This window comes from Prauserella sp. PE36, assembly GCF_003311655.1.
In the GTDB taxonomy this organism is placed as follows: domain Bacteria; phylum Actinomycetota; class Actinomycetes; order Mycobacteriales; family Pseudonocardiaceae; genus Prauserella_A; species Prauserella_A endophytica.
This window is the reverse complement of the sequence record NZ_QEQT01000109.1, coordinates 18,254-39,342: the sequence shown is the minus strand read 5'-3', so window position 1 is coordinate 39,342 and position 21,089 is coordinate 18,254. Positions and strand designations below refer to the sequence as shown.

The window sequence follows — 21,089 nt, the reverse complement described above, 5'->3', positions numbered from 1 at the left end:
GTGGTACACCGGTTGTGTCTCGGATTCCAGACGGGAGGGCGAATGGGCGGCGGTAACGTGCCCGCGCTGCGACGCGGGCTCGCGCTCCTCGGGGCGCTCGCGCGGCACGCGGGCCCCGTCTCCGCGGCGGCACTGGCCCGCGACCTCGGGCTGCCGCGCTCGACGACGTACCACCTGCTCGCGGAGCTGGAGGCCGCCGGGTTCGTCGTTCACCTGCCCGCCGAGCGGCGCTACGGCCTCGGCATCGCCTCGTTCGAGCTGGGATCGGCCTACCTGCGGCACGACCCGCTCGAACGGCTCGCGGGCCCGATCCTGCGCAGGCTCGTCGACCAGGCCGGGCACAACGCCCACCTCGGCGTGCTCCACGGCAACGAGCTGCTGTACCTCGTCAAGGAGCGCCCGGCACGGCCCGAGACGCTGGTGACCGACGTCGGCGTGCGGCTGCCCGCGCACCTCACGGCATCCGGGCGGGCGATGCTGGCCCACCTGCCGCACGCCCACGTGCGCGCGCTGTTCCCCTCGGCGGCGGCGTTCGTGAACCGCACCGGCCGGGGTCCCCGCGATCTCGCCGGGCTGCGGCGCGCGCTGGCCGAGCAGCGCAGGCTCGGCTGGGCCGTGGAGGACGGGCACGTCACCGAGGGTTTCGCGTCGGTGGCGTACCCGGTCTTCGATCACGGGGGCAGGCCCATGGCCGCCATTTCCATCACGTTCCGGCACGTGTGCGACGTCGGTGACGGCTGCGCGCGGACCTGGCCCGACCTCGCCGGCCAGGTCCGCCGCGCCGCCGACGAGCTGACCACGCGCATCGGCGGCAGGCCCGCGTGACGCGAGCCGTGCCTCACTTCCCCAGGCGCTTGAGCAGCATGTCCTTGCCCTGGTCGCCTGCCTTGCGGTTGTTCTCCTGGATCTTGCGGAACCAGGTGGCCAGCTCCTCGTCACCGTCGCGCTCGGCGTCGGCGATGTACTGCTCCATCTGCCACACGTAGTGCAGCGAGGCCTGGATGGCGCTGATCAGGTTGTAGTTCTTGTCCTTGACGGGGCTCTGAGGTTCGGCTGCCATCATTGGTCTCCCTTCTGCGTACGCAGAAGGTGTAACCCCTGATCGGGAGAACAAACGGGGCCTCACTGCTGCTCTGTCCCTCGGCCGGTGCGTTGCCGCAGCTCGTCGATCAGGCGCGACGCCTCGGCCTTGCTCAGCCTGTCCGGCACGTCCTCGCCGGCCTCCTGGGCGAGCGTCCGCAAGTAGGACTCCTGCGGACCGGTCACCGGCTCGTCCCCCGTGACCCAGTCGCGGCGGTCCTTCTCGGGGCTCTGGAAACCTTGACTCATGGACCCTCCTCGAGTCGAACGTATGGTCGACTCGAGGGTTCCCCGCAGGGTAACCCGCAAAACCGGCGCCTACTCGAACACGGATCCCGGGGCAGAGCATCCGGGCTGCGCCCCCAGAGAGACATACGAGGATCGAAAACAGCGAAGGCGCATCCCGCGGAGCAGGATGCGCCTTCGATCGAGTGGAGGTGCCGGGAATCGAACCCGGGTCCTCTGTCGCCTTTCCAGGGCTTCTCCGTGCGCAGTTCGCTGTGCCTCTACTCGGCCCCACCGGTCACGCGAACAAGCCGGTGTGACGGGCCCAGCCACTGTTTGTTTCCCTACCAGCTCCCGTGGCCGGGGCTGGAGGTAAGCCTCCTAGCTGATGCCGGCAGACCGGGTCGGAGGCTTCCCCGGGCCGACAGACTCGCACTCGCTCAGGCGGCGAGGGCGAAGTCGCGCTGACTGTTCGTCTTGGCGCTTATTTTAGTTGCGACGACGCTCACGGTGGTCGTTGCCTGCACCGGCACGCTTCCCCTGGATCAACGTCCAGAGTCGAGACCGTTCACCCCCTTGGTCGTTGTTGCTTTCCGATCAGGATAACGCGTCGGGGCAACTCGTTAATCCCGCAGGCGGCGGTAGGGACATCCCTACCCCGAACTCGCCAGCGAGCTTCATGGTTCCCGCAGGTCAGGCGGGCCAAGCTGGAAGCCGTCAGCCACAGCGAACGGAGCCAACCATGAACCCCGCAAAGACCGAAGTAGGCAGCCGCCGGCCGCCGATCGGAGGGTCGGTCGCGTTTCTCCTGCTCAACCTGCCCGTGGGCATCGCGGGCTTCGTCTTCCTCGTGACCACGCTCTCCGTTGGCGTCTCCACGGCGATCATCTGGGTCGGCGTGCCGGTGCTGGCACTGGCGGTGCTGGCCACCCGGGGCGCCGCCAGGCTCGAGCGGGCTCGCATCTACGCCCTGCTCGACAACTACATCGCCCTGCCGTACCGGTCACTGCCCGAGGGTGACCAGAAGCAGCGCTGGAAGGCGCGGCTGAAGGACTCGGCGACCTGGAAGGACATGACGTACTTCCTGCTGCTGTTCCCGATCGGCGTCGCGCAGTTCTGCATCGTGCTGACCACCTGGGCGACGGCGTTGGGGCTCGCCGCGCTGCCGTTCTACTACCGGTACCTGCCGGAGGGCGCGTACTACTTCCCGTCCTGGGAGGTCCGCTGGTTCACCGTCGACTCCGTCCCGTCGTCACTGCCGTGGGCCGCGCTGGGCGTGCTGCTGCTCGGGGTGTCGGCGGTGCTCAGCCGGGGACTGGCGAGCGCGCACGCCCGGTTCGCGACGCTGCTGCTGGGCCCGGCCCCTCGGCAGCTCAGGGAGGACTCCTTTCCCGGCACGCCCGCGATGACCTCGGTGGCAGGATGATGACCAGCCCAGTGACGGAGGACTCACGCATGACGGACGGCAAGGCGGTGGCCGAACAGCCACGGCCGCAGGCCTTCAAGGCCATCGGCTTCATGATCGTGAGCTTCCCCCTGCGGCTGGTGCAGTTCGTGCTGATCGTGACGCTGGCTTCGGTTGGTGTCACCACCGTGATCATCTGGGTCGGCATTCCGATCCTCCTGCTCGCGACGCAGCTCACGCGCTGGTTCGGCGACCTCGAGCGCGCGTGGGTCCGCAGGGCGCTGGGCACTCCGCTGCCCCCGGTCGAGCGGGCGCAGGCAGAGGGCGGCTGGATGCGCCGCTGGTTCGCGCAGCTCACCGACCCGACCACGTGGCGCGATCTGGGCTACCTGATGCTCGCGTTCCCGCTCGGGGTGCTCGAGTTCGCGATCGGGCTGGTGGCGGTGATCCTCCTCCCCATCGCGATCTGGGTGGTGCCCAGCATCGGCTGGTTGCACGGCCAGCTGGCGATGTCGCTGCTCGGACCGCCGAAGGCGCAGCGCCTGGCGGCGAAGGCGTCGCGGCTGCAGGCGTCCCGGGCTCGTGGCGTGGACGCCGCCGAGGCCGAGCGCAGGCGCATCGAGCGGGATCTGCACGACGGCGCCCAGCAGCGGCTGGTGTCGGTGGCGATGAGCCTCGGCCGGGCGAAGGCGAAGCTGAACGGTGACCCCGCGTCGGTGCGCGAGCTGATCGACGAGGCCCACACCGACGCCAAGCTCGCCGTTTCGGAGCTGCGTGACCTCGCGCGCGGCATCTACCCCGCCGTGCTCGCCGACCGTGGCCTCGACGCGGCGCTGTCGGCACAGGCGGCGAAGGCGCCGATCCACGTCGACGTCGAGGTGAACGTGGAGCCGAGGCCGCCGGCCGCGGTGGAGACGACGGCGTACTTCATCGTGGGCGAGACGCTGACCAACATCGCCAAGCACTCGGGTGCGACCGAGGCCGGGGTGCGGGTGTGGCGGTCGGGCGAGACCGTGGTGGTCGAGGTGACCGACAACGGGCACGGCGGCGCGCAGATGCGACCGGGGGGTGGGCTTGCCGGGCTGGCCGACCGTGCTGCCACGATTGACGGCGTCATCTCCGTCGTCAGCCCACCCGGCGGTCCCACGGTGATCCGAGCGGACCTTCCCTGCACGTGGTGAGCTGCTGTTGTTCACCACTGGGGAGCTTGGATGCGGGTGGTCATCGCCGAGGATGCTGTTCTGCTGCGTGCGGGAGTCGAGCGCCTGCTGGCCGACGAGGGGATCGAGACGGTCGCCGCGGTCGGCTCCGGGGACGAGCTGCTGTCGGCCGTCGAGCAGCACCGGCCGGAACTGGCCATCGTCGACGTGCGGATGCCGCCGACGTTCACTGACGAGGGATTGCGGGCCGCGCTGCGGGCCAGGCAGGTCGTCTCGGGCCTACCCGTGCTGGTGCTGTCGCAGTACGTCGAGGAGACGTACGCGGTGGAGCTGCTCTCCGCGGGCGCGGGCGGCGTGGGTTATCTGCTGAAGGAGCGAGTCGCCGATGTCACCGACTTCCTGGACGCCGTGCGCCGGGTCGCGAGCGGCGGCACCGCCATCGACCCGGAAGTGATCGCGCAGCTCATGGCCAGGGGCAAGAAGAACCCGCTGGACTCGCTGACGGCACGCGAGACCGAGGTGCTGGGTCTGATGGCCCAGGGCCTCTCCAACACGGCCATCGCCAACAGCCTGGTGGTCTCCCACGGGGCCGTCGAGAAGCACATCGGCAACATCTTCGCGAAACTCGGCCTGGAGGCCAGCTCCGAGGAGCACCGCCGCGTCCGCGCCGTCCTCACCTACCTGGGCCGCTGACCCACCTCCGCCGTCGTTTGGGGAGCAAGGGAGCTTTACTCCCGCGAAACGGGAGCAAAGCTCCCTTGCTCCCCGTTGGCCCACATCCACCCGCCAGGCGAGGGTAGGGCGGACCCCACCCCGCGGGGCCGAAAACCGGAAGATCAATACGCCAGCCCGCACGGCTGTGTGTCGCACCCCCGTTGACCAGGCTTGATGGCATGACCACGAGCCAGTTGAGCCCGCCGCGAACGCGGGACCGCTTCCTCGACATCGTCCGCGCCGTCGCCATCCTCGGCGTCGTCGTCCAGCACTGGGCGATGCCGGTGCTCGACTACTCCGGCGGCACCGTCACCACGGGCAACGCGCTCACCACACCCGGCTGGTGGGCCATCACCTGGCTGTCCCAGGTCATGCCGCTCGTCTTCTTCGCGGGCGGCGCCGCCAACCTGATCTCCCTGCGCCGCGCGAGCTCCACTCGCGGCTGGCTCGCCGCACGCCTGCGAAGGCTCCTGCTGCCGGTACTGCCGCTGTTCGCCGTCTGGCTCGTCGTGCCGAGGGTCCTGCACGACCTCGGCGTCCCAGAGCAACCGGTCGCCGTCGCCGGGGCGATCGCCGCCCAGCTGCTGTGGTTCCTCGCGGTCTACCTGCTCACCATCCTCGCGACGCCGCTGCTGGCCGCCGCCCACCGCCGCTTCGGCCTCGCCGTGCCGTTCGCGCTCTCCGCGGCGGCGGTGCTCGTGGACATCGCCCGCTTCGACGGCGTCCCGCTCGTCGGCTACGCCAACGCCGTGTTCGTCTGGCTCGCCGTGCACCAGCTCGGCTTCCACTACGCCGAGGGCAGGCTCGGCACGCTCTCTCCTCGCACCGCGCTCGGCATGTCCGCCGCCGGCTTCGGCGTCACCGCGCTGTTCGTCGCCTTCGGCCCGTACGCCGCGAGCATGATCGGCATGCCCGGCGCCCCGGTGTCCAACATGAGCCCGCCCACCGCCTGCCTGGTGAGCCTCGCCGTCGGCCAGATCGGTCTCGTGCTCGCCGCGAAGAAGGCGCTGAGCCGCCTCGCCGAGCGGCCCGCCGTCAGCAGCGCACTCGGCTGGGTCGGGCCCCGGTTCATGAGCATCTACCTCTGGCACATGCCCGCGCTCGTGGTCGTGTCCGGTGTACTGGTGCTCGCGCTCGGCTACGCCACCCCGGTGCCGGGCAGCCTGCTCTGGCTCACCGCACTGCCTGCGTGGCTGACGCTGACCGGTCTCGTACTCATCGCCCTGCTCCGGGTGTTCGGCCGCTTCGAGGCCACGCCCCCGCCCGCGACCGTCACCGCTCCGTTCTGGCAGCTGGTCATGGCGGGCCTGCTCGCCTCGGCCGGACTGCTGGGACTCGCCGCGACGGGTTTCGCGGGCGGCCCCGAGCTGTGGGTCGCACTCGTCGCGGGCGCGTACCTGCTCAGCGGGAAAGCGATCACCCGCGAACCGGTGCGGGCGGCGCAGGAGCACTGAAGCCGTTGGATCGCCGCTCGCGACGGGCCGGGTTGTTCAGGACGCTAGAGTCCGAGCAGCTTCGCGGGCGTGTCGTGCAGGACGGCGCGAAGGAACGGCTCCCCCAGCCGGTCGTCGGCCTCCGCCCACTGCGCGATCGCCCGCAGCTGCGTGGCGTAGGAGTACGGGATGTTCGGGAAGTCGGTGCCCAGCACCACCCGGTCGGCGATCCCGGCCAGCCGCGCGGGCCAGTCGCCGGGCAGCGGCATGAAGCTCTCCGTGAAGGGCACGCCCACCATCGTGGTGTCGAGGTAGACCCGCGGGTACTCGGCCACGAGGGCGAGCGCCCGGTCGTACTCGGGCATCGCCGCGTGGGCGAGCACGGTCACCAGCCGCGGATGCCGGGCCAGCACCTCGGCGAACACGTCGAGTCCGGTGTGCTCGCCCCGCAGCGGGCCGTGTCCACAGTGGATCACCACCGGCACACCGGCGTCGGCGAGCGCGCCCCACGCGCCGTCCAGCAGCGGGTCCCTCGGGTCGTACGCTCCGACCTGCACGTGAGCCTTGACGCAGCGGACGCCGGCCCGCAGCGCCGCATCCACATAAGACGCCGCACCCGGCTCCGGGTACAAGGTCGCCGTCGGCACGGCGTCCGGTTCCCTGGTGGCGAACTCCAGCACCCACTGGTTGAGCCACTCCGCCATGCCCGGCTTGTGCGGATAGACCAGCGGCGCGAACCGGCGGACGCCCAGCGACCGGAGCACGGCGAGCCGCTCGTGCTCGGGCAGCCGGTAGAACACCGGCCAGTCCATGCCGTAGTTCGTGGTCGCGTTGTCGAAGTACGCCCACACCTTCGCGAGCATGCGCTCGGGCAGGAAGTGGACGTGGATGTCCACGAGCCCGTCCAGCCCGAGCGAGGCCACCCACCCGGCGACGTCGTCGTCCGATGCCGGCCCCATCAGCGGCGGTACTTGCCCTTGACCGCGCGGCCCATCGCCCTGGCCACCTCGCGTTCGGCGTCGCGCTTGGCGAGGGACTGGCGCTTGTCGTACGCCTTCTTGCCCTTGGCGAGCGCCAGCTCCACCTTCACCTTGCCGTCCTTGAAGTACAGCGACAGCGGAACGAGGCTGACGCCGCCCTCCTTGGTCTTGCCGATGAGCTTCTCGATCTCGCCGCGGTGCAGCAGCAGCTTGCGGGTACGCCGGGGCGCGTGGTTGGTCCACGTCCCCTGCGCGTACTCGGCGATGTGCAGGCCGCGCAGGAAGATCTCGCCGTCGTCGACGGTCGCGAACGCGTCGGTGAGCGACGCCTTCCCGTCACGGAGGCTCTTCACCTCGGTACCCACGAGCACGACCCCGGCCTCGTACGTGTCGAGGATCGAGTAGTCGTGGCGGGCGCGCCGGTTCGACGCGATCACCTTCCGGCCGACTTCCTTGGGCATGCTTTCGACTTTAGCTCTAATGCCGCACGTACAGGCGGAGCGTCACGTAGCCGGTGATGGCCGAGATCAGCATCGACACCCCGAGCAGGATCGGCGCGACGGGGAAGAGCACGTCGATCAGCTCGATCTTGGGTATCGCGCCGCCTGTCGCCTCCAGAATGCGGTCGAGCGCGACGTACTTCAGCGTGATCAGCCCACCGACCCCGATGATCGCGCCGAGTGCGCCCGCGACCACCGCCTCGAGCAGGAACGGCAGCTGCGTGTACCAGCGCGTGGCTCCCACCAGGCGCATGATGCCCACTTCCGTTCGGCGGGTGTAGGCCGAGACCTGGATGGTGTTCGCGATCAGCAGGACGGCGGCGAGCGCCGCGATGAGCGCGATGATGAACGTGCCGTTCCGTCCGGAGTTCAGCAGGCTGAAGAAGCGGTCGAGGAACTTGTTCTGGTCGTCGACGTTGGCGACGCCGGCCTGCCCGGAGAACTCCTGCACGATCACGTCGCTGCGGGCCGGGTCGAACAGCTTCACGTGCAGGGAGGCGGGCAGGGCCTCCGGCCTGGCCAGCTCGACGAGCTCGGGCTGGCCCTCGAAGATCCGCTTGAAGCGCTCGTAGGCCTCGTTGCGGTCCTCGAAGACCACGGACTCGACGGCCTGGTTGCTCTCCAGCGCCTGCCGGATCGACGCACACGGCTCCCCGGTGCAGTCCCTGTCGTTGGCGCTGATGTCCTCGGTCAGGTAGACGGTCACCTCGACGTCGTCGAGGTAGCTTGCCTTCATCTTGTCGATCGTGCGGACGAAGAGCAGGCCACCACCGAACATGCCCAGCGAGATGGCGGTGGTGAGAATCATCGCGATGGTCATCGTGACGTTCCGGCGGAGACCGGTGATGACCTCGCTGAACACGAAGCTGGCACGCATCGGGAGGATGGTCCTTGGGTCGGGGGATATCGGGGGCGGGGGTGAGGAGTGGGTGGTGCTCGGCGCTGCGGGGGATCAGCGACCGACGCCGTACACGCCTCGCTTGTCGTCTCGGATCACCCTGCCGAGATGCAACTCGACGACACGGCGACGCATGGAGTCGACGATCGAGTGGTCGTGGGTGGCCATCAGAACCGTGGTGCCGGTGCGGTTGATGCGCTCCAGCAGCAGCATGATGTCCTGACTGGTGTCGGGGTCCAGGTTCCCCGTCGGCTCGTCGGCCAGCAGCACCAGCGGCCGGTTCACGAACGCGCGGGCGATCGCGACACGCTGCTGCTCACCACCGGAGAGCTCGTTGGGCATCCGGTCCGCCTTGCCGTCGAGGCCGACCAACTCCAGCACCTCGGGCACGACCTTCGTGATGGTGCGCTTGGGCTTGCCGATCACCTCGAGCGCGAACGCCACGTTCTCGGCGACCGTCTTGTTGGCCAGAAGGCGGAAGTCCTGGAAGACGCAGCCGATCGTCTGCCGCAGCCGGGGGATCCTGCGGCGGGCCATCTTGGCGACGTCGAAGTTCGACACCATCACCCGGCCCTTGGTGGGCACCTCCTCGCGGAGGAGCAGCCGGAGGAACGTCGACTTGCCCGACCCCGAGGGGCCGATGAGGAAGACGAACTCGCCCTTGTCCACGTCCACGGACACCCCATCGAGCGCAGGGCGCGCCGAGGTCTTGTAGACCTTGGAAACACTATCGAGCCGGATCACGGTGCGCCATCCTACCCACGGCGCCCGTTAAGGCCAGGTTGCCTCCGCAAACCTAGGCCACTTCGGTCTCCTGTTGCTTGCGCCACCGGATGCCCGACTCGAGGAACGCGTCGAGCTCGCCATCGAGCACGGCGGTGGGATTGCCCACCTCCAGGCCGGTGCGCACGTCCTTCACCTGCTGGTACGGGTGCAGGACATAGTTGCGCATCTGGTTGCCCCAGCTGGAACCGCCGTCACGCAGCGCGTCCAGTTCGGCACGCTCCTCGGCCTTCTTCCGCTGGAGGAGCTTGGCCTGCAGCACCTTCATCGCCGCCGCCTTGTTCTGCAGCTGCGACTTCTCGTTCTGGCACGAGACGACGATGCCGGTCGGGAGGTGCGTGATGCGGACCGCGGAGTCGGTGGTGTTCACGCTCTGTCCACCTGGGCCTGACGAACGGTAAACGTCCACCCGAATGTCCTTTTCGGGCACGTCGACGTGGTCGACCTCCTCGACCTCGGGCAGCACCTCGACGTGTGCGAACGAGGTCTGCCTGCGGCTCTGGTTGTCGAACGGCGAGATGCGGACGAGCCGGTGGGTGCCCTGCTCCACCGAGAGCGTGCCGTAGACGTAGGGCGCGGTGACCTTGAAGGTGGCCGAGCGGATGCCCGCCTCCTCCGCGTAGGAGATGTCGTAGACGTCGGTCGGGTACCCGTGCCGCTCGGCCCACCGCAGGTACATCCGCAGGAGCATCTCGGCCCAGTCCGCGGCGTCGACGCCGCCGGCCTCGGAGCGGATCGTGATGACGGCGTTGCGCTCGTCGTACTCGCCGGACAGGAGCGTGCGCACCTCGAGGGCGTCGATGTCCTTCGCGAGGCCCTTCAGGTCGTTCTCGGCCTCGGCCGAGCTGTCGGCGTCCCCTTCGGCCTCGGCGAGCTCGTAGAGCACGCCGAGGTCGTCGAGGCGCTGACGCAGCTCGGTGACCTTGCGGATCTCGGCCTGCTTGTGCGAGAGCTGGCTCGTGACCTTTTGCGCGGCCTCGGGGTTGTCCCAGAGGTCGGGGCGCGCGGCCTCCTCCTCCAGCTCGGCGACCTCTTTGCGCAGGGCGTCGACGTCCATCACGGACTCGATCTGGCTCAGCTTGCCGCCGAGGTCCTTCAGGACGGTTTCGAACTCAGCACTCACAACCCACAAGGTTACGGCAAATAGTGCGGCCGCTCGCGGCGGCCGCACGTACTCGCCCTGCTCAGCTCGACGAGACGGAGTCGAGCAGCTTCAGCGCGGCCCTGGCGTGCGCCTGGCCGAACTCGGCGACGGCCTTGGCGACCGGGTCGCCTGCGGCCTTGACGGCGGCCTTGGCCTCGTCGAGCTCGTCGCTGTAGGCGGCCCGCGCCGACTCGAGAAGCGTGGCGCGCTGCTTCGGCGTGAGCACGCTGGCGTGCACGACGCGGAGGATCAGCGGGCTGCGCAGGTGGTCGGGCCCGGAGTCGCTGGTCAGCCAGCCCTTGAAGGCCTTCTTACCAGCGGCGGTGATCAGGTATTGCTGGCTGGAACGGGGTCCCTGCTTGCCGAGCCGCACGAGGCCCTCCTTGTGCAAGGCGGGAAGCTCCCGGTAGACCTGGCTCCTCGTCACGCTGAAGAACGTGCCAAAGCGTTCCTCAGCTCCCGCGACGAGCTCGCCACCGGTGGCAGGGCCGTCGTGAAGCAGTCCAAGCAGTGCTGCGGCGGTTGCGTTCAAATCGGACACGCATCTACCGTGCCACGCTTTCCGCCATCTGTCCACTGTGGTCCGGAAATCCGTCCACTGTGGAACCGGTGTATCAGACAGCGCACCCGGGTGACCCCTGGGAACGGAAAAGGGCCCGGATCCGAAGATCCGGGCCCTTTTTCGCTGGTAGCGGGGACAGGATTTGAACCTGCGACCTCTGGGTTATGAGCCCAGCGAGCTACCGAACTGCTCCACCCCGCGTCGTTGTGAAACCAACTCTACCCGACCGAAAAAACCCACCAGCACCCACCCCCACTCTCCACCAAAGAGACTCCCCAACTACCCCAAAAGGGCTCCAGCCCACCGGGGGTTCAGGGGGGCGGAGCCCTCCTGGCGGGGGTCCGGGGGTTCGACCTCGGGGAAATGCGAAAGGTGCCGAGGTTCGCGCTCTCCGCGAACACTCGGCACCCAGCAGCTGTAGCGGGGACAGGATTTGAACCTGCGACCTCTGGGTTATGAGCCCAGCGAGCTACCGAACTGCTCCACCCCGCGTCGGTGACACCCACTTTACGCCCGGGTTTCGGCCGAGCGCAAAGCGGGTGCCGGTTATGGAACGGTGACGTCAGCCACCCGCGTTCTGCGCCTCTTCGTAGCGCCTGGCGGCGTCGTCGAGCCGCTGGAGCGCCTGGCCCTGCGCCTCGAAGTCGCCGGACTGCTGAGCCTGTCGCAGCTGCTCCAGGGCGGCCTGGATATCGGCGATCGCCTGGTCCAGGTCGGCGTTGTTTCCGCCGTTGGCGGGCGGCGGCTGCTGCTGGTTCGGCGACGACTCCGGCGGAGTCGGGGTCGACTGGTCGTCCGGCTCCTGGGCAGGCCCGGTCGCGGCGTCGCCCGAGCCTTCACCGAAGACCTCGTCGAGGGCCCCGTTCAGAGTCGAGGAGAAGCCGATCCGGCCGCCGAACGACACCAGCACGCGGGCGAGCTGCGGATAGCTCTGCGCGTTGCGTTGCTGGATGTAGATCGGCTCGACGTACAGGAATCCACCGGCGACCGGCAAGGTCAGCAGGTTCCCGTAGATGATGTCGACGCTCTGGTTACCCAGCAGCGTCCGGTCCTGCGTGAACGCCGGGTTGCTCTGGAAGGCGTTCTGGACCTGGACGGGGCCTTCCACCTGGCTTCCGCCGGTGGGCAACCGAAGCACGGTGATCTCGCCGTAGCTGTCCGGATCCGACGACACCGTCGCCCACGCCGCCAGGTACTGGCGGGCGAGTGGAGTCAGCGCGCTCGTCAGCTGGAAGGTCGGCTCGTCCTGTCCCGGCGACTGCGCGAGCACGTAGTACGGCGGCTGCTTCGCAGCGTCGGAGTTCGGGTCGAGCCCACCGGGCTGCGTCGGGTCCTGCGGCACGTTCCAGAACGTCTGCGTGGAGTAGAACTCCTGCGGCCGCTGCACGTGGTACTTCGTCAGCAGCTCACGCTGGATCTTGAACAGGTCCTCCGGGTAGCGGAAGTGCTCGCGAAGCTCGGGCGAGATCTCCGAGTTGGGCTTCACGATGCCAGGGAAGACCTTCATCCAGGCGTCCAGCACCGGGTCCTGCTGGTCCATCTCGTAGAGGGTCACGGTGCCGTTGAACGCGTCGACCGTGGCCTTGACCGAGTTGCGGACGTAGTTGATCTGGTTGTCCGCCTGCCGGGCCACACCGCTGAGCGAGTCCTCCGTGGCGGTGCCCAGCGACGTCCGCTGCGAGTACGGGTAGTTGTTCAGCGTCGTGTAGCCGTCGACGATCCACTGGATCCGGCCGTCGATCACGGCAGGGTACGGGTCGCCGTCGACCGTCAGCCACGGAGCGACCTTCTCGACGCGCTCACGTGGGTCACGGTTGTACATGATCTTCGAGCCTTCGCCGATGGCATCGGAGAAGAGGATGTTCCGTTCCCCGTACTCGGCAGCGAAGATGAGCCGGTTGAACCAGTTGTCGATCGGCACGCCGCCGGTGCCCTGGTAGAGGTAGCTGCGGTCGGTGGCCGTGTCGTACTCACCCGGCGCCTGGCCGGGCTGCCCGCCGACGATCGCGTAGTCCGTCGCCAGCTCGCCGTAGTAGATGCGCGGCTCGTCGACGCGGATGCCGGCTCCCTCGGGGTTCTGCGTGTCGCTCGTGCGCGCGATCGGGTAGCCGCCGTCGCTGTTGGCCTCCTCGATGGCGCGGTCGATCGTGTTGGCCGGGGCCGCGACGAAGCCGTTGCCGTGGGTGTAGACGAGGTGGCGGTTGATCCAGGTCTGCTGGTTCTCCCGCAGGCCGCTGGTGTTGATCTCCTTGGCGGCGACGATGTACGACTGCTTCTCGCCGTCGACGGTGTAGCGGTCGACGTCGAGCTTGTCGGGGAAGCCGTAGAAGTTCTCGCGGCCGACGCGCTGGGTGAAGGTCGGGCTCAGCACGTTGGGGTCGAGCAGACGGATGTTCGGGATCGTGCCCTGGTCGTCCCTGACCTCCGTGGGGCTGGCCTCGGAACTGCCGGTGTAGTCCTCGTAGTTGACGTTCTCCAGCCCATACGCGTGCCGCGTGGCGTTCATGTTGCGCTGGATGGATTCGGCCTCGCGCTCGTTGGCGTTCGGACGGACGGAGAACTGCTCGAGGACCGCGGGCCAGGCGACGCCGATGATGATGCCCGAGAGGATCAGCAGCACCAGCGCGATCGCGGGCAGCTGGATGTTGCGCAGGAACGCGCCGACGAAGAAGGCGATCGCGCAGAACACCGAGATGCACAGCAGGATCAGCTTGGCGGGCAGCACCGCGTTCAGGTCGGTGTACGTGGCGCCGGTGAACAGGTCGTTGCGGTCGGACAGCAGCAGGTCGTAGCGGTCGAAGAAGTACTCGACCGCCTTGAACAGCACGAACACACCGATGAGCACCGAAAGGTGCACGCGCGCGGGACCCGAGATCTGCCCGCCCCGGCCCGCCAGCCGGACGCCCCCGAAGAGGTAGTGCGCCATCAGGCCACCGATGAAGGCGACCACGATCGCGACGAAGAGCCAGCCCAGCAGCCAGCCGTAGAACGGCAGCTGGAAGACGTAGAAGCCCATGTCGTGACCGAACTGCGGATCGGTCTGGTTGAAGCTGGTGCGGTTGAGGAACAGCTGCACCAGTTCCCAGTTGCCCTGCCCCGAGACACCGGCGATCAGCCCCGCCAGCACCGGGATGCCGATGCCGAAGAGCCGGACCCGCGCGGCGACGACCGTGCGGTATCGGGCGAGTGGGTCGTCGGCGCCGGAGACGGGGACGAACACCGGCCGCGTCCGGTAGGCGATCCACAGGCTCACGGCGAGCAGGCCGCCGACGAGGACACCGGTCGCGAAGAACAGGGCGACCCGCGTGAGCAGGACGGTGCTGAAGACGCCGCGGGCGTCGACCTCACCGAACCACAGCCAGTCGACGTAGGTATCGAGGAACCGTGCGCCGAGCAGCAGTACCAGGATGACGACGGCAGCGATCGTCAGCAGAATTCGAGCTCGCCGGGACAGCTTGGGCAGGCTGACTGGGGGCCGGGTGGCCACTACGCACACTCCAGTGGTCGAGACTTACGTACTCGGGGCGCCTGCGCTGCGAGCGTCCCATGGTTATCTAACTCTACGGAAGGGCTCCATAGTTCCCGGAACCCCCCAAACCGGGCGCACGCGGGCGCCGTCCGGCCGCCTGCCACGATGGTGCCCATGAGCCAGAGCGGAAACGAGGCGGGCCCCGTGAGTGTGGCTGCCCTCGCCCGGGAAGTCGAGGAGTTCGTCGCGACGGCGGGGTGGGAGCAGCAACCGCAGTTGTTCGCGCTCGTGCCGACCTCGGAGCTGCTGCGCCAGCAGCCCGAGCTCGCGGGCCAGCTCGACGCGAGCAGCGAGCTCACCCCGGTGGCCCAGGAGTCCCTGCCCGAGGGCGACCTCGCCGAGGCGCTCGCCACGATCGCCTGGCCGGATGCGGTGCACGGCTGCGCGCTGGCGCAGGAGATCATCGTGCTCCCGCCGGACGCCGAGGCGGAGCTGCCGGACGTCGACGACGCGGCCGACGCCCGCGACGTGGAGCGGCTCAGGCAGGCCGCAGCGGACCACCCGCGCCGGACCGAGGCGAGGCTCGTGGCCGCGGTGCTGCGTGACGGCTCCGCGGCCTGCGTGCTGCGCCTGCGCGGCGTGCACGCCGGGGACGAGGACGAGCCGGTCGAGGAGATCGTCGAGCACCCCGAGCTGGCCCCGAACCTCGTCGACGCCCTCCGCGCCACCCTCCTGCCGTAGCCCGTGTGGGAGCAAGGGAGCTTTACTCCCGTTTTCCGAGAGCAAAGCTCCCTTGCTCCCCAGAGCTCCGGCAGCGTCAGCACGACGGCGTCGGCCGCCCGCCGTTGAGGCTCTCCAGCGCGTTGATCGCGCTGTCGAGGTCGGTGACCTTGATCAGCTTCAGGCCTTCCGGCGCCGCCGCCACCGCTTCGGCGCAGTTGTTCTCCGGCACGAGGAAGGCCGTCGCCCCCGCCTCCTTCGCGGCGACGACCTTGAACGAGATCCCGCCGATCGCCCCGACCTTGCCCTTTTCGTTGATCTCCCCGGTTCCGGCGATGTGCTCACCGGACACCAGGTTCTCCGGGGTCATGCGGTCGACGATCGCGAGGGCGAACATCAGGCCCGCCGACGGCCCACCGACGTCCTCCAGCGAGATGTTGACGTCGAACGGCACGTCCGCCCTGTCGATGGGCTGCATCCCCACGAAGCCCTGGGGCTGCCCGTCCGGATGCCTGGCCAGCGTCACCGACTCGGTCCGCTCCGGCTGGCCCTCGTGCTTGAAGGTGAGCGACACCGTCTGCCCGGGTCGCGTGTTCGCGAGCGCGGCCAGCACGTCTTCCTCGTTGTTGATCCGCTTGCCGTTGACCTGCACCAGCTGGTCGCCGGGCGAGAGCACCTTGTCGGCGGGACTGCCGGAGACGACCTCCTGGACGATGACCTTCACCGGGTAGCCGAGCCTGCGCAGCGCCGCGACCTCGGCGTTGCTCTGCGAGTCCTGGAACTGCTGGACGTTCTGCCGCCGGACCTCCTCGTCGGTCTCCCCAGGCCGGAAGTAGTCCTCCCTCGGCGCGACGGCGTAGCGACCGCTGATCCACAGGCCCAGCGCCCCGAAGAGGGTCACCTCGTCGTTGAGCGAGACGGTCGTCATGCGCAGCTCGCCGTCGGTCGAGTAGGTCCGCTGGCCGTTGATCGACACGACCTGCTCACCGCCCACCTCTCCGAGCGTGTCGTAAGTCGGCCCGGGCCCCAGCGCGACGTAGGGCACCCGGACAAACGCGCCGAGCAGTACGAACACCACCACGAGCACGCCGCTGAAGACGAGCGTCCATCCGCGTCGGCTCAGCCGCGTCCTCGACTTCGGCGGGGTCTCCTCGCCGCCGGTGGCGTCCGGCCTGGCGTCCGCTCGCGTTGCTCCAGTCGTCGACGGGTTGTCGCGGGTCTCGCTCACGACGCACAGCGTACGGTGACGGATGTCAGCTCAGGGCGAAGGTCCACCAGCGGGCAAGTCGCGACCGGCCCCGTCCGCGTACGGTGGTCCTATGAGCAACCCACCGTTCGGGTTCGGCTTCCCCGACCCCGACAAGCGTCGTGAGAACGAGCCGTCGAACTCCGGCGGCGAACAGCAGCCTGGTTCGGGCGCCGACGCGTTCCAGCAGCTGGGGCAGATGCTCAGCCAGCTCGGGCAGATGTTGAGCCAGGCGGGCAGCTCGTCGGGCCCGGTGAACTACGACCTGGCGAAGCAGATCGCACTGCAACGACTCGCCGGCAGCGGCGGGTCCTCCTTGGGCTTCAGCACGGGCGACCAGTCCGGCGACACGGCCGTCCGGGACGCGGCACATCTCGCCGAGCTGTGGCTCGACGAGGCGACGATCCTGCCTGCAGGCGCCTCCACCACTGTCGCCTGGACAGCTCGCGACTGGGTCGACAAGACCCTGCCGACCTGGCAGCGGCTATGCGACCCGGTGGCCAAGCAGGTGTCCGGCGCCTGGATGCAGGCCCTTCCGGAAGAGGCGAAGCAGGCGGCGGGACCACTGTTGTCGATGGTCGGCCAGATGGGCGGCATGGCCTTTGGATCGCAGTTGGGCAACGCGCTGGCCGAGCTCGCGTCCGAGGTGCTGACCTCGAGCGAGGTCGGCCTTCCGCTCGGCCCCGCGGCTACCTCCGCGCTGCTTCCCGCGAACATCGAGAAGTTCACGGAGGGTCTCGAGCGGCCGGGCAGCGAGGTCATGGTCTTCCTGGCCGCGAGAGAGGCCGCCCATCAGCGGCTCTTCGCGCACGTGCCGTGGCTGCGGCAGCGCCTGCTGGCCACGGTCGAGGAGTTTGCACACGGCATCACGGTGGACACCTCGGCCCTGGAGCAGCTCGCCGGGCAGGTCGACCCGAGCAACCCGGCCAGCATCGAGCAGGCCATGTCCTCCGGGCTGCTGGAGCCCAAGACCACTCCGGAGCAGCAGGCCGCGCTGAACAGGCTGGAGACACTGCTCGCGCTGGTCGAGGGCTGGGTGGACGTCGTCGTGGCCGAGGCGGTCGGCGACCGGCTGCCAGGGGCGGACGCCCTCAGGGAGACCCTGCGCCGCAGGCGTGCGACCGGCGGGCCCGCCGAGCAGACCTTCGCCACCCTCGTCGGGCTGGAGCTACGGCCGCGGCGGATGCGGGCGGCGTCAGCGCTGTGGAAGCTCGTCGGCGACCGGCACGGCATCGACACGCGCGACCAGCTGTGGTCGCATCCCGACCTCATGCCCAGGGCCGAGGACCTGGACGACCCAATGGAGTTCGCGGACCGGCTCGGCCGCTCCGGGGAGGCCCTCGACGATCTGGACCCGATCGCCGAGCTCGAACGCACTCGGCAAGCCGAGGAGCAGGCCAAGCCCGATGAGCCCGGCGATCAGGACGACTCCGGCGAGGACGACAAGAAGAGTTGAGGATCAGTCCTCCGTGTCGAGCCCGGAGATACCGAGCCCTTCGGCGGAGGACAGTCCTTCCAGATACCCGATGGCCCGCTCGGTCTTCGGGTAGCGCTGGACCAGTGCCCAGAACTTCGCATTGTGCTGGGCTACTCGCAGGTGCGCCAGCTCGTGGACCAGCACGTAGTCCAGGACCCACGGCGGTACCGTGCGCAACCGTTCGCTCACCCGGATGGTTCGATCTACCGGCGTGCACGACGCCCAGCGGGTGCGCATCGGGGGCACCCAGCGGACGCTCGCCGGTTTCGCCGTGCCGTCCAGGTAGCGCCGGGAGAGCTCCGTACAGCGCAGCAGCAGCGCCTCGTCCGAGGCCCGCGCGGGCGAGGCCCTCCGGCTCTCCGTGCGCTGCAGCTTGCGCTGCATCTCCGCGACCCAGTGTTCTTCCTCTGCCTGGCTCATCTTGGCTGGGATGAGCACGACCAGTGTGTCGCCGTCTCGATAGGCGGTGACAGTGCGGCGACGACGTGCGCTCCGCCGCACCTCGATCTTCTGTTCAGGGACTGAAGATTGGCGCTTGTTCTTGTCCCGATTCCTCAATGAGGGAACCCGTGCTTCGGCCACCCAACCACCGTAAGGGCAGGGACCGACATCGCGGATGGCTGCAGCGTCACATCGTCTTGGTTATCCACAATTGGGTTCGCCTGTGGACAAGTCGGGGTGTGCTAGATGCGTCCCTGGCGAAGTCTTGTCACCCTGTGCGATATGACCAATTCGCTACGCAATGTGAATCTTCCGCGGCGCCCCCGTCTGGTGCCCGGTCTCGACGTGCTGGAACGCCGCGCCAACGAGATCCAGATCGGGCTGGACCCACGGCACGCGGTGGTGGCGACGGACCTGCCTCCGATCCTCATGGACATCCTGCGTGGCCTGGACGGCAGCAAGAGCACGAAGTCACTGCTGTCCCTCGCTGAGACCGAACACTCCGAACGGCTCCGGGAGCTGCTGACGGGGCTGGCGGAACGCGGGCTCATCGAGGAGGCCGAGCCGCCCGCGCATCCCCACACCCGGACCGACGAACCCGAGCTGTGGTCGCTCAGCCTGGGCAGGCGCAGGCAGGACACCGCCGCCCGCAGGGCACAGAGCACCGTGCTGGTCCACGGCGGCGGGCGCCTGGCAGCGGCGATCAGCTCACTGCTCGCGTCGGCCGGCGTCGGCCACCTCGACTCAGAGGCCGACGGCAGGGTCGGGCCCGAGGACCTCGGTTCCGGCTTCGTCGACGGCGACGTCGGCCTGCCCCGCAGGCACGCGCTCACCGAGGCCGTGCGAAGAACCAACCCGGCGACCAGAACCGGCAAGCTCAGAGGCAGCCGGCGACCCGACCTCGTGGTGCTCACCGATGCCGTCGTCCCTGCTCCCGAGGTGGTCACCGACCTCATCGCCGAGGGTCTGCCCCATCTCACCGTTCGCGTCCGCGACGGCATCGGGATCGTCGGCCCCCTCGTGTTCCCCGGTCGCAGCAGCTGCCTGCGCTGCGCCGACCTGCGACGCACCGCACTCGACGCCTGCTGGCCCAGGGTCGCGAGCCAGCTCGCCGGCCGCTACCAGCGCGCCGAACTCGGCAACGTCTACGCCACCGCCGCACTGGCCGTCGGCCAGATCCTGCGCGTGCTCACGCCCGAGGACACTCCCCCTCCGACCTGGAATGGAACGCTGGAGATCGACTCCTATGCCGGCACGGTGACGCACAGGGACTGGCATCCACACCCGGAATGCCCCTGCGGCGCGAGCCGGGGACGACGTGAGCCGTAGTCGCGATCTACGTCCCGATACGGCTGCGAAAGGGGTGATCGGCAAGGCAGAATCGCTTCCGTGACGGAATTCCGCGACTCCTCCGACGACCGGGCCGAGGCTGCGATGCCGCGCAGAACGGCTGCGCGGACAGCGAGGCTGGCGAGCCTGCCGCTGGGCATCGCCGGCCGAGCCGTCGGAGGATGGGGACGACGGCTGACCGGCCAGAGCGCCGAGGAGGTCAACGCAGCGCTCTCCGCCAAGGCGGCCGAGCAGCTCTTCGAGGTGCTCGGCACGCTCAAGGGCGGCGCCATGAAGTTCGGCCAGGCCCTGAGCGTCTTCGAGGCCGCGGTACCCGACGAGCTGGCCGCGCCGTACCGGGATGCGCTGACCAGGCTCCAGGCAGCGGCACCCCCCATGTCGACCAAGCAGACGCATCGCGTGCTCGCAGAGCAGCTCGGACGCTCCTGGAAACAGCGATTCAGCTCCTTCACCGACGAGCCCGCGGCGGCCGCCAGTATCGGCCAGGTCCACCGTGCCGTGTGGCACGACGGCCGGGAAGTCGCGGTCAAGGTCCAGTACCCGGGTGCAGACGAGGCCCTGCGCAGCGACCTGCGCCAGCTCCAGCGGTTCAGCCGCCTGTTCCAGGCGCTCGTGCCGGGTACCGACGTCAAGCCGCTCCTCGCCGAGCTCGCCGCCCGCATGGACGAGGAGCTCGACTACCGAACGGAGGCCGACAACCAGCGAGGCTTCGCGAAGGCCTTCGCCGGCGACGACCACGTGCTCGTCCCCAGGGTCGTCGCGAGTGCCCCCAAGGTGGTCGTCACCGAGTGGGTCAACGGCACGCCGTTCGCCGAGATCATCCGCACCGGCACCCAGGCTCAGCGCAACGAGGCGGGCAGGCTGCTGGCGGAGTTCCACTATTCCTCCCCCGCCCGCGCGCAACTACTGCACTCGGACCCCCACCCCGGCAACTTCATGTTGCTCGACGACGGGCGCATCTGCGTCATCGACTTCGGTGCTGTCGCACACCTACCAGAGGGCGCGCCGCCCGCCCTGGGACTGATGATGCGCTACGCACTCGATGGTCGTTCCGCCGAGCTGCTCGACGTCCTGCGGACAGAGGGCTTCGTCCGGCCCGATTCCGAGGTCGAGGCTGAAGACGTCTATTCGTACCTCCTTCCGTTGGTCGCTCCCCTCACCGAGGAGCGGTTCCACTTCACCCGCCGATGGGCCCAGAAACAGGCGTTGCGGATGGGTGATCTGCGCAGTGAGGACTTCCGCACCGGTCGATCGCTGAACCTGCCGCCGCACTGGTTGCTGATCCACCGGGTCACCGCGGGCGCCATCGGCATTCTGTGCCAGCTCGACGCCGAACTGGCTCTGCGCTCCATTGTCGAACGCTGGCAGCCGGGCTTCGCGTCCTGAACAGCCAAATCGTCGGACTTGTCCACAACTACCGCGCGAATGGCGGGAATGTGCCGTTCGCGGCCCGGATTCATCCACATTTTTCGCGATGACTGCCGCAGCGGTGCGCGCCACGC

20 protein-coding genes, 2 tRNA genes and 1 other RNA gene are annotated in these 21,089 nt (G+C 69.0%); 9 read left to right on the top strand and 14 right to left on the bottom strand.

The genetic code is table 11. The annotated features are described in order from the left end of the window. The first annotated feature begins 42 nt into the window (after positions 1–42). On the top strand, positions 43–825 hold the full coding sequence (locus DI005_RS35080; RefSeq protein WP_112276594.1) for an IclR family transcriptional regulator: 783 nt from the start codon (positions 43–45) through the stop codon (positions 823–825). A gap of 13 nt (positions 826–838) precedes the next feature. Here the strand turns inward: DI005_RS35080 and DI005_RS35075 are convergent, their stop codons facing one another. The 3 genes from DI005_RS35075 to ssrA all read right to left on the bottom strand — a co-directional run bounded on the left by DI005_RS35075 (position 839) and on the right by ssrA (position 1,881). Next, entirely contained in the window at positions 839–1,060 is a 222-nt protein-coding gene (locus DI005_RS35075; RefSeq protein ID WP_112276596.1) for a hypothetical protein, read from the bottom strand. A gap of 62 nt (positions 1,061–1,122) precedes the next feature. Beyond that, entirely contained in the window at positions 1,123–1,329 is a 207-nt protein-coding gene (locus DI005_RS35070; RefSeq protein ID WP_112276597.1) for a DUF3072 domain-containing protein, read from the bottom strand. A gap of 180 nt (positions 1,330–1,509) precedes the next feature. Then, positions 1,510–1,881, bottom strand: a transfer-messenger RNA (tmRNA) gene (gene ssrA, locus DI005_RS35065). Between the two features lie 166 nt (positions 1,882–2,047). Here ssrA and DI005_RS35060 point away from each other — a divergent pair. The 4 genes from DI005_RS35060 to DI005_RS35045 all read left to right on the top strand — a co-directional run bounded on the left by DI005_RS35060 (position 2,048) and on the right by DI005_RS35045 (position 6,038). Further along, the gene (locus DI005_RS35060) at positions 2,048–2,731 is read left to right on the top strand and encodes a sensor domain-containing protein (RefSeq protein WP_113644933.1); all 684 of its coding nucleotides are present in this window, start codon (positions 2,048–2,050) and stop codon (positions 2,729–2,731) included. Between the two features lie 29 nt (positions 2,732–2,760). Beyond that, positions 2,761–3,891, top strand: a complete 1,131-nt coding sequence (locus DI005_RS35055; protein ID WP_113644932.1) for a sensor histidine kinase — start codon at positions 2,761–2,763, stop codon at positions 3,889–3,891. 30 nt (positions 3,892–3,921) lie between these two features. Next, positions 3,922–4,563 (top strand): response regulator transcription factor, encoded by a 642-nt coding sequence (locus DI005_RS35050; RefSeq protein WP_113644931.1) that lies wholly within the window; start codon positions 3,922–3,924, stop codon positions 4,561–4,563. Between the two features lie 200 nt (positions 4,564–4,763). Beyond that, positions 4,764–6,038 (top strand): acyltransferase, encoded by a 1,275-nt coding sequence (locus DI005_RS35045; protein WP_113644930.1) that lies wholly within the window; start codon positions 4,764–4,766, stop codon positions 6,036–6,038. A gap of 44 nt (positions 6,039–6,082) precedes the next feature. Here DI005_RS35045 and DI005_RS35040 read toward each other — a convergent pair whose 3' ends face one another. The 9 genes from DI005_RS35040 to DI005_RS35000 form a co-directional block, all read right to left on the bottom strand. Beyond that, a complete protein-coding gene (locus DI005_RS35040) occupies positions 6,083–6,976 on the bottom strand; it encodes an amidohydrolase family protein (protein WP_113644929.1) in 894 nt (297 codons plus the stop codon). Next, positions 6,976–7,458, bottom strand: coding sequence for an SsrA-binding protein SmpB (gene smpB / locus DI005_RS35035; RefSeq protein WP_112276606.1), 483 nt, complete (start codon positions 7,456–7,458; stop codon positions 6,976–6,978). Before smpB ends, DI005_RS35040 begins: the two co-directional genes overlap by 1 nt. 16 nt (positions 7,459–7,474) lie before the next feature. Beyond that, a complete protein-coding gene (gene ftsX, locus DI005_RS35030; RefSeq protein ID WP_112276608.1) occupies positions 7,475–8,374 on the bottom strand; it encodes a permease-like cell division protein FtsX in 900 nt (299 codons plus the stop codon). 75 nt (positions 8,375–8,449) lie between these two features. Then, positions 8,450–9,139 (bottom strand): cell division ATP-binding protein FtsE, encoded by a 690-nt coding sequence (ftsE, locus tag DI005_RS35025; RefSeq protein ID WP_112276610.1) that lies wholly within the window; start codon positions 9,137–9,139, stop codon positions 8,450–8,452. A gap of 52 nt (positions 9,140–9,191) precedes the next feature. Next, the gene (prfB, locus tag DI005_RS35020) at positions 9,192–10,301 is read right to left on the bottom strand and encodes a peptide chain release factor 2 (protein WP_112276612.1); all 1,110 of its coding nucleotides are present in this window, start codon (positions 10,299–10,301) and stop codon (positions 9,192–9,194) included. A gap of 61 nt (positions 10,302–10,362) precedes the next feature. Further along, positions 10,363–10,863, bottom strand: a complete 501-nt coding sequence (locus DI005_RS35015; protein WP_199543485.1) for a PadR family transcriptional regulator — start codon at positions 10,861–10,863, stop codon at positions 10,363–10,365. Between the two features lie 145 nt (positions 10,864–11,008). Then, positions 11,009–11,085: transfer RNA gene (locus DI005_RS35010), tRNA-Met, on the bottom strand. A gap of 217 nt (positions 11,086–11,302) precedes the next feature. Further along, positions 11,303–11,376: transfer RNA gene (locus tag DI005_RS35005), tRNA-Met, on the bottom strand. Between the two features lie 70 nt (positions 11,377–11,446). Next, positions 11,447–14,371 carry a UPF0182 family protein gene (locus tag DI005_RS35000; RefSeq protein ID WP_113644928.1) on the bottom strand — a complete coding sequence of 975 codons (2,925 nt, stop codon included), beginning with the start codon at positions 14,369–14,371 and terminating at the stop codon, positions 11,447–11,449. 156 nt (positions 14,372–14,527) lie between these two features. Here DI005_RS35000 and DI005_RS34995 point away from each other — a divergent pair, with 156 nt between their 5' ends. Beyond that, the gene (locus DI005_RS34995) at positions 14,528–15,094 is read left to right on the top strand and encodes a PPA1309 family protein (RefSeq protein WP_112276616.1); all 567 of its coding nucleotides are present in this window, start codon (positions 14,528–14,530) and stop codon (positions 15,092–15,094) included. Positions 15,095–15,170: 76 nt separating this feature from the next. Here the strand turns inward: DI005_RS34995 and DI005_RS34990 are convergent, their stop codons facing one another. Further along, on the bottom strand, positions 15,171–16,301 hold the full coding sequence (locus DI005_RS34990) for a PDZ domain-containing protein (protein WP_112276618.1): 1,131 nt from the start codon (positions 16,299–16,301) through the stop codon (positions 15,171–15,173). A gap of 91 nt (positions 16,302–16,392) precedes the next feature. Between DI005_RS34990 and DI005_RS34985 the strand changes: the two genes are divergently transcribed. Then, positions 16,393–17,775 carry a zinc-dependent metalloprotease gene (locus DI005_RS34985; protein WP_113644927.1) on the top strand — a complete coding sequence of 461 codons (1,383 nt, stop codon included), beginning with the start codon at positions 16,393–16,395 and terminating at the stop codon, positions 17,773–17,775. A gap of 3 nt (positions 17,776–17,778) precedes the next feature. On the opposite strand, the gene DI005_RS34980 is transcribed toward DI005_RS34985, so the two are convergent. Continuing rightward, positions 17,779–18,303, bottom strand: coding sequence for a M48 family metallopeptidase (locus tag DI005_RS34980; RefSeq protein ID WP_112276653.1), 525 nt, complete (start codon positions 18,301–18,303; stop codon positions 17,779–17,781). A 216-nt stretch (positions 18,304–18,519) separates the two neighbouring features. On the opposite strand from DI005_RS34980, the gene DI005_RS34975 reads away from it, so the two are divergent. Both DI005_RS34975 and DI005_RS34970 read left to right on the top strand, forming a co-directional pair. Next, positions 18,520–19,566 (top strand): TOMM precursor leader peptide-binding protein, encoded by a 1,047-nt coding sequence (locus DI005_RS34975; protein ID WP_113644926.1) that lies wholly within the window; start codon positions 18,520–18,522, stop codon positions 19,564–19,566. 105 nt (positions 19,567–19,671) lie between these two features. Then, positions 19,672–20,973 (top strand): ABC1 kinase family protein, encoded by a 1,302-nt coding sequence (locus tag DI005_RS34970; RefSeq protein WP_369973655.1) that lies wholly within the window; start codon positions 19,672–19,674, stop codon positions 20,971–20,973. The last annotated feature ends 116 nt before the right edge of the window (positions 20,974–21,089 follow it).

Bases quoted from the DNA above. Each gene is read 5' to 3' on its own strand.
- DI005_RS35080 (WP_112276594.1), top strand. From the start codon at position 43: ATGGGCGGCGGTAACGTGCCCGCGCTGCGACGCGGGCTCGCGCTCCTC.
- DI005_RS35075 (WP_112276596.1), bottom strand. From the start codon at position 1,060: ATGGCAGCCGAACCTCAGAGCCCCGTCAAGGACAAGAACTACAACCTG.
- DI005_RS35070 (WP_112276597.1), bottom strand. From the start codon at position 1,329: ATGAGTCAAGGTTTCCAGAGCCCCGAGAAGGACCGCCGCGACTGGGTC.
- DI005_RS35060 (WP_113644933.1), top strand. From the start codon at position 2,048: ATGAACCCCGCAAAGACCGAAGTAGGCAGCCGCCGGCCGCCGATCGGA.
- DI005_RS35055 (WP_113644932.1), top strand. From the start codon at position 2,761: ATGACGGACGGCAAGGCGGTGGCCGAACAGCCACGGCCGCAGGCCTTC.
- DI005_RS35050 (WP_113644931.1), top strand. From the start codon at position 3,922: ATGCGGGTGGTCATCGCCGAGGATGCTGTTCTGCTGCGTGCGGGAGTC.
- DI005_RS35045 (WP_113644930.1), top strand. From the start codon at position 4,764: ATGACCACGAGCCAGTTGAGCCCGCCGCGAACGCGGGACCGCTTCCTC.
- DI005_RS35040 (WP_113644929.1), bottom strand. From the start codon at position 6,976: ATGGGGCCGGCATCGGACGACGACGTCGCCGGGTGGGTGGCCTCGCTC.
- smpB (WP_112276606.1), bottom strand. From the start codon at position 7,458: ATGCCCAAGGAAGTCGGCCGGAAGGTGATCGCGTCGAACCGGCGCGCC.
- ftsX (WP_112276608.1), bottom strand. From the start codon at position 8,374: ATGCGTGCCAGCTTCGTGTTCAGCGAGGTCATCACCGGTCTCCGCCGG.
- DI005_RS34995 (WP_112276616.1), top strand. From the start codon at position 14,528: ATGAGCCAGAGCGGAAACGAGGCGGGCCCCGTGAGTGTGGCTGCCCTC.
- DI005_RS34985 (WP_113644927.1), top strand. From the start codon at position 16,393: ATGAGCAACCCACCGTTCGGGTTCGGCTTCCCCGACCCCGACAAGCGT.
- DI005_RS34975 (WP_113644926.1), top strand. From the start codon at position 18,520: ATGACCAATTCGCTACGCAATGTGAATCTTCCGCGGCGCCCCCGTCTG.
- DI005_RS34970 (WP_369973655.1), top strand. From the start codon at position 19,672: ATGCCGCGCAGAACGGCTGCGCGGACAGCGAGGCTGGCGAGCCTGCCG.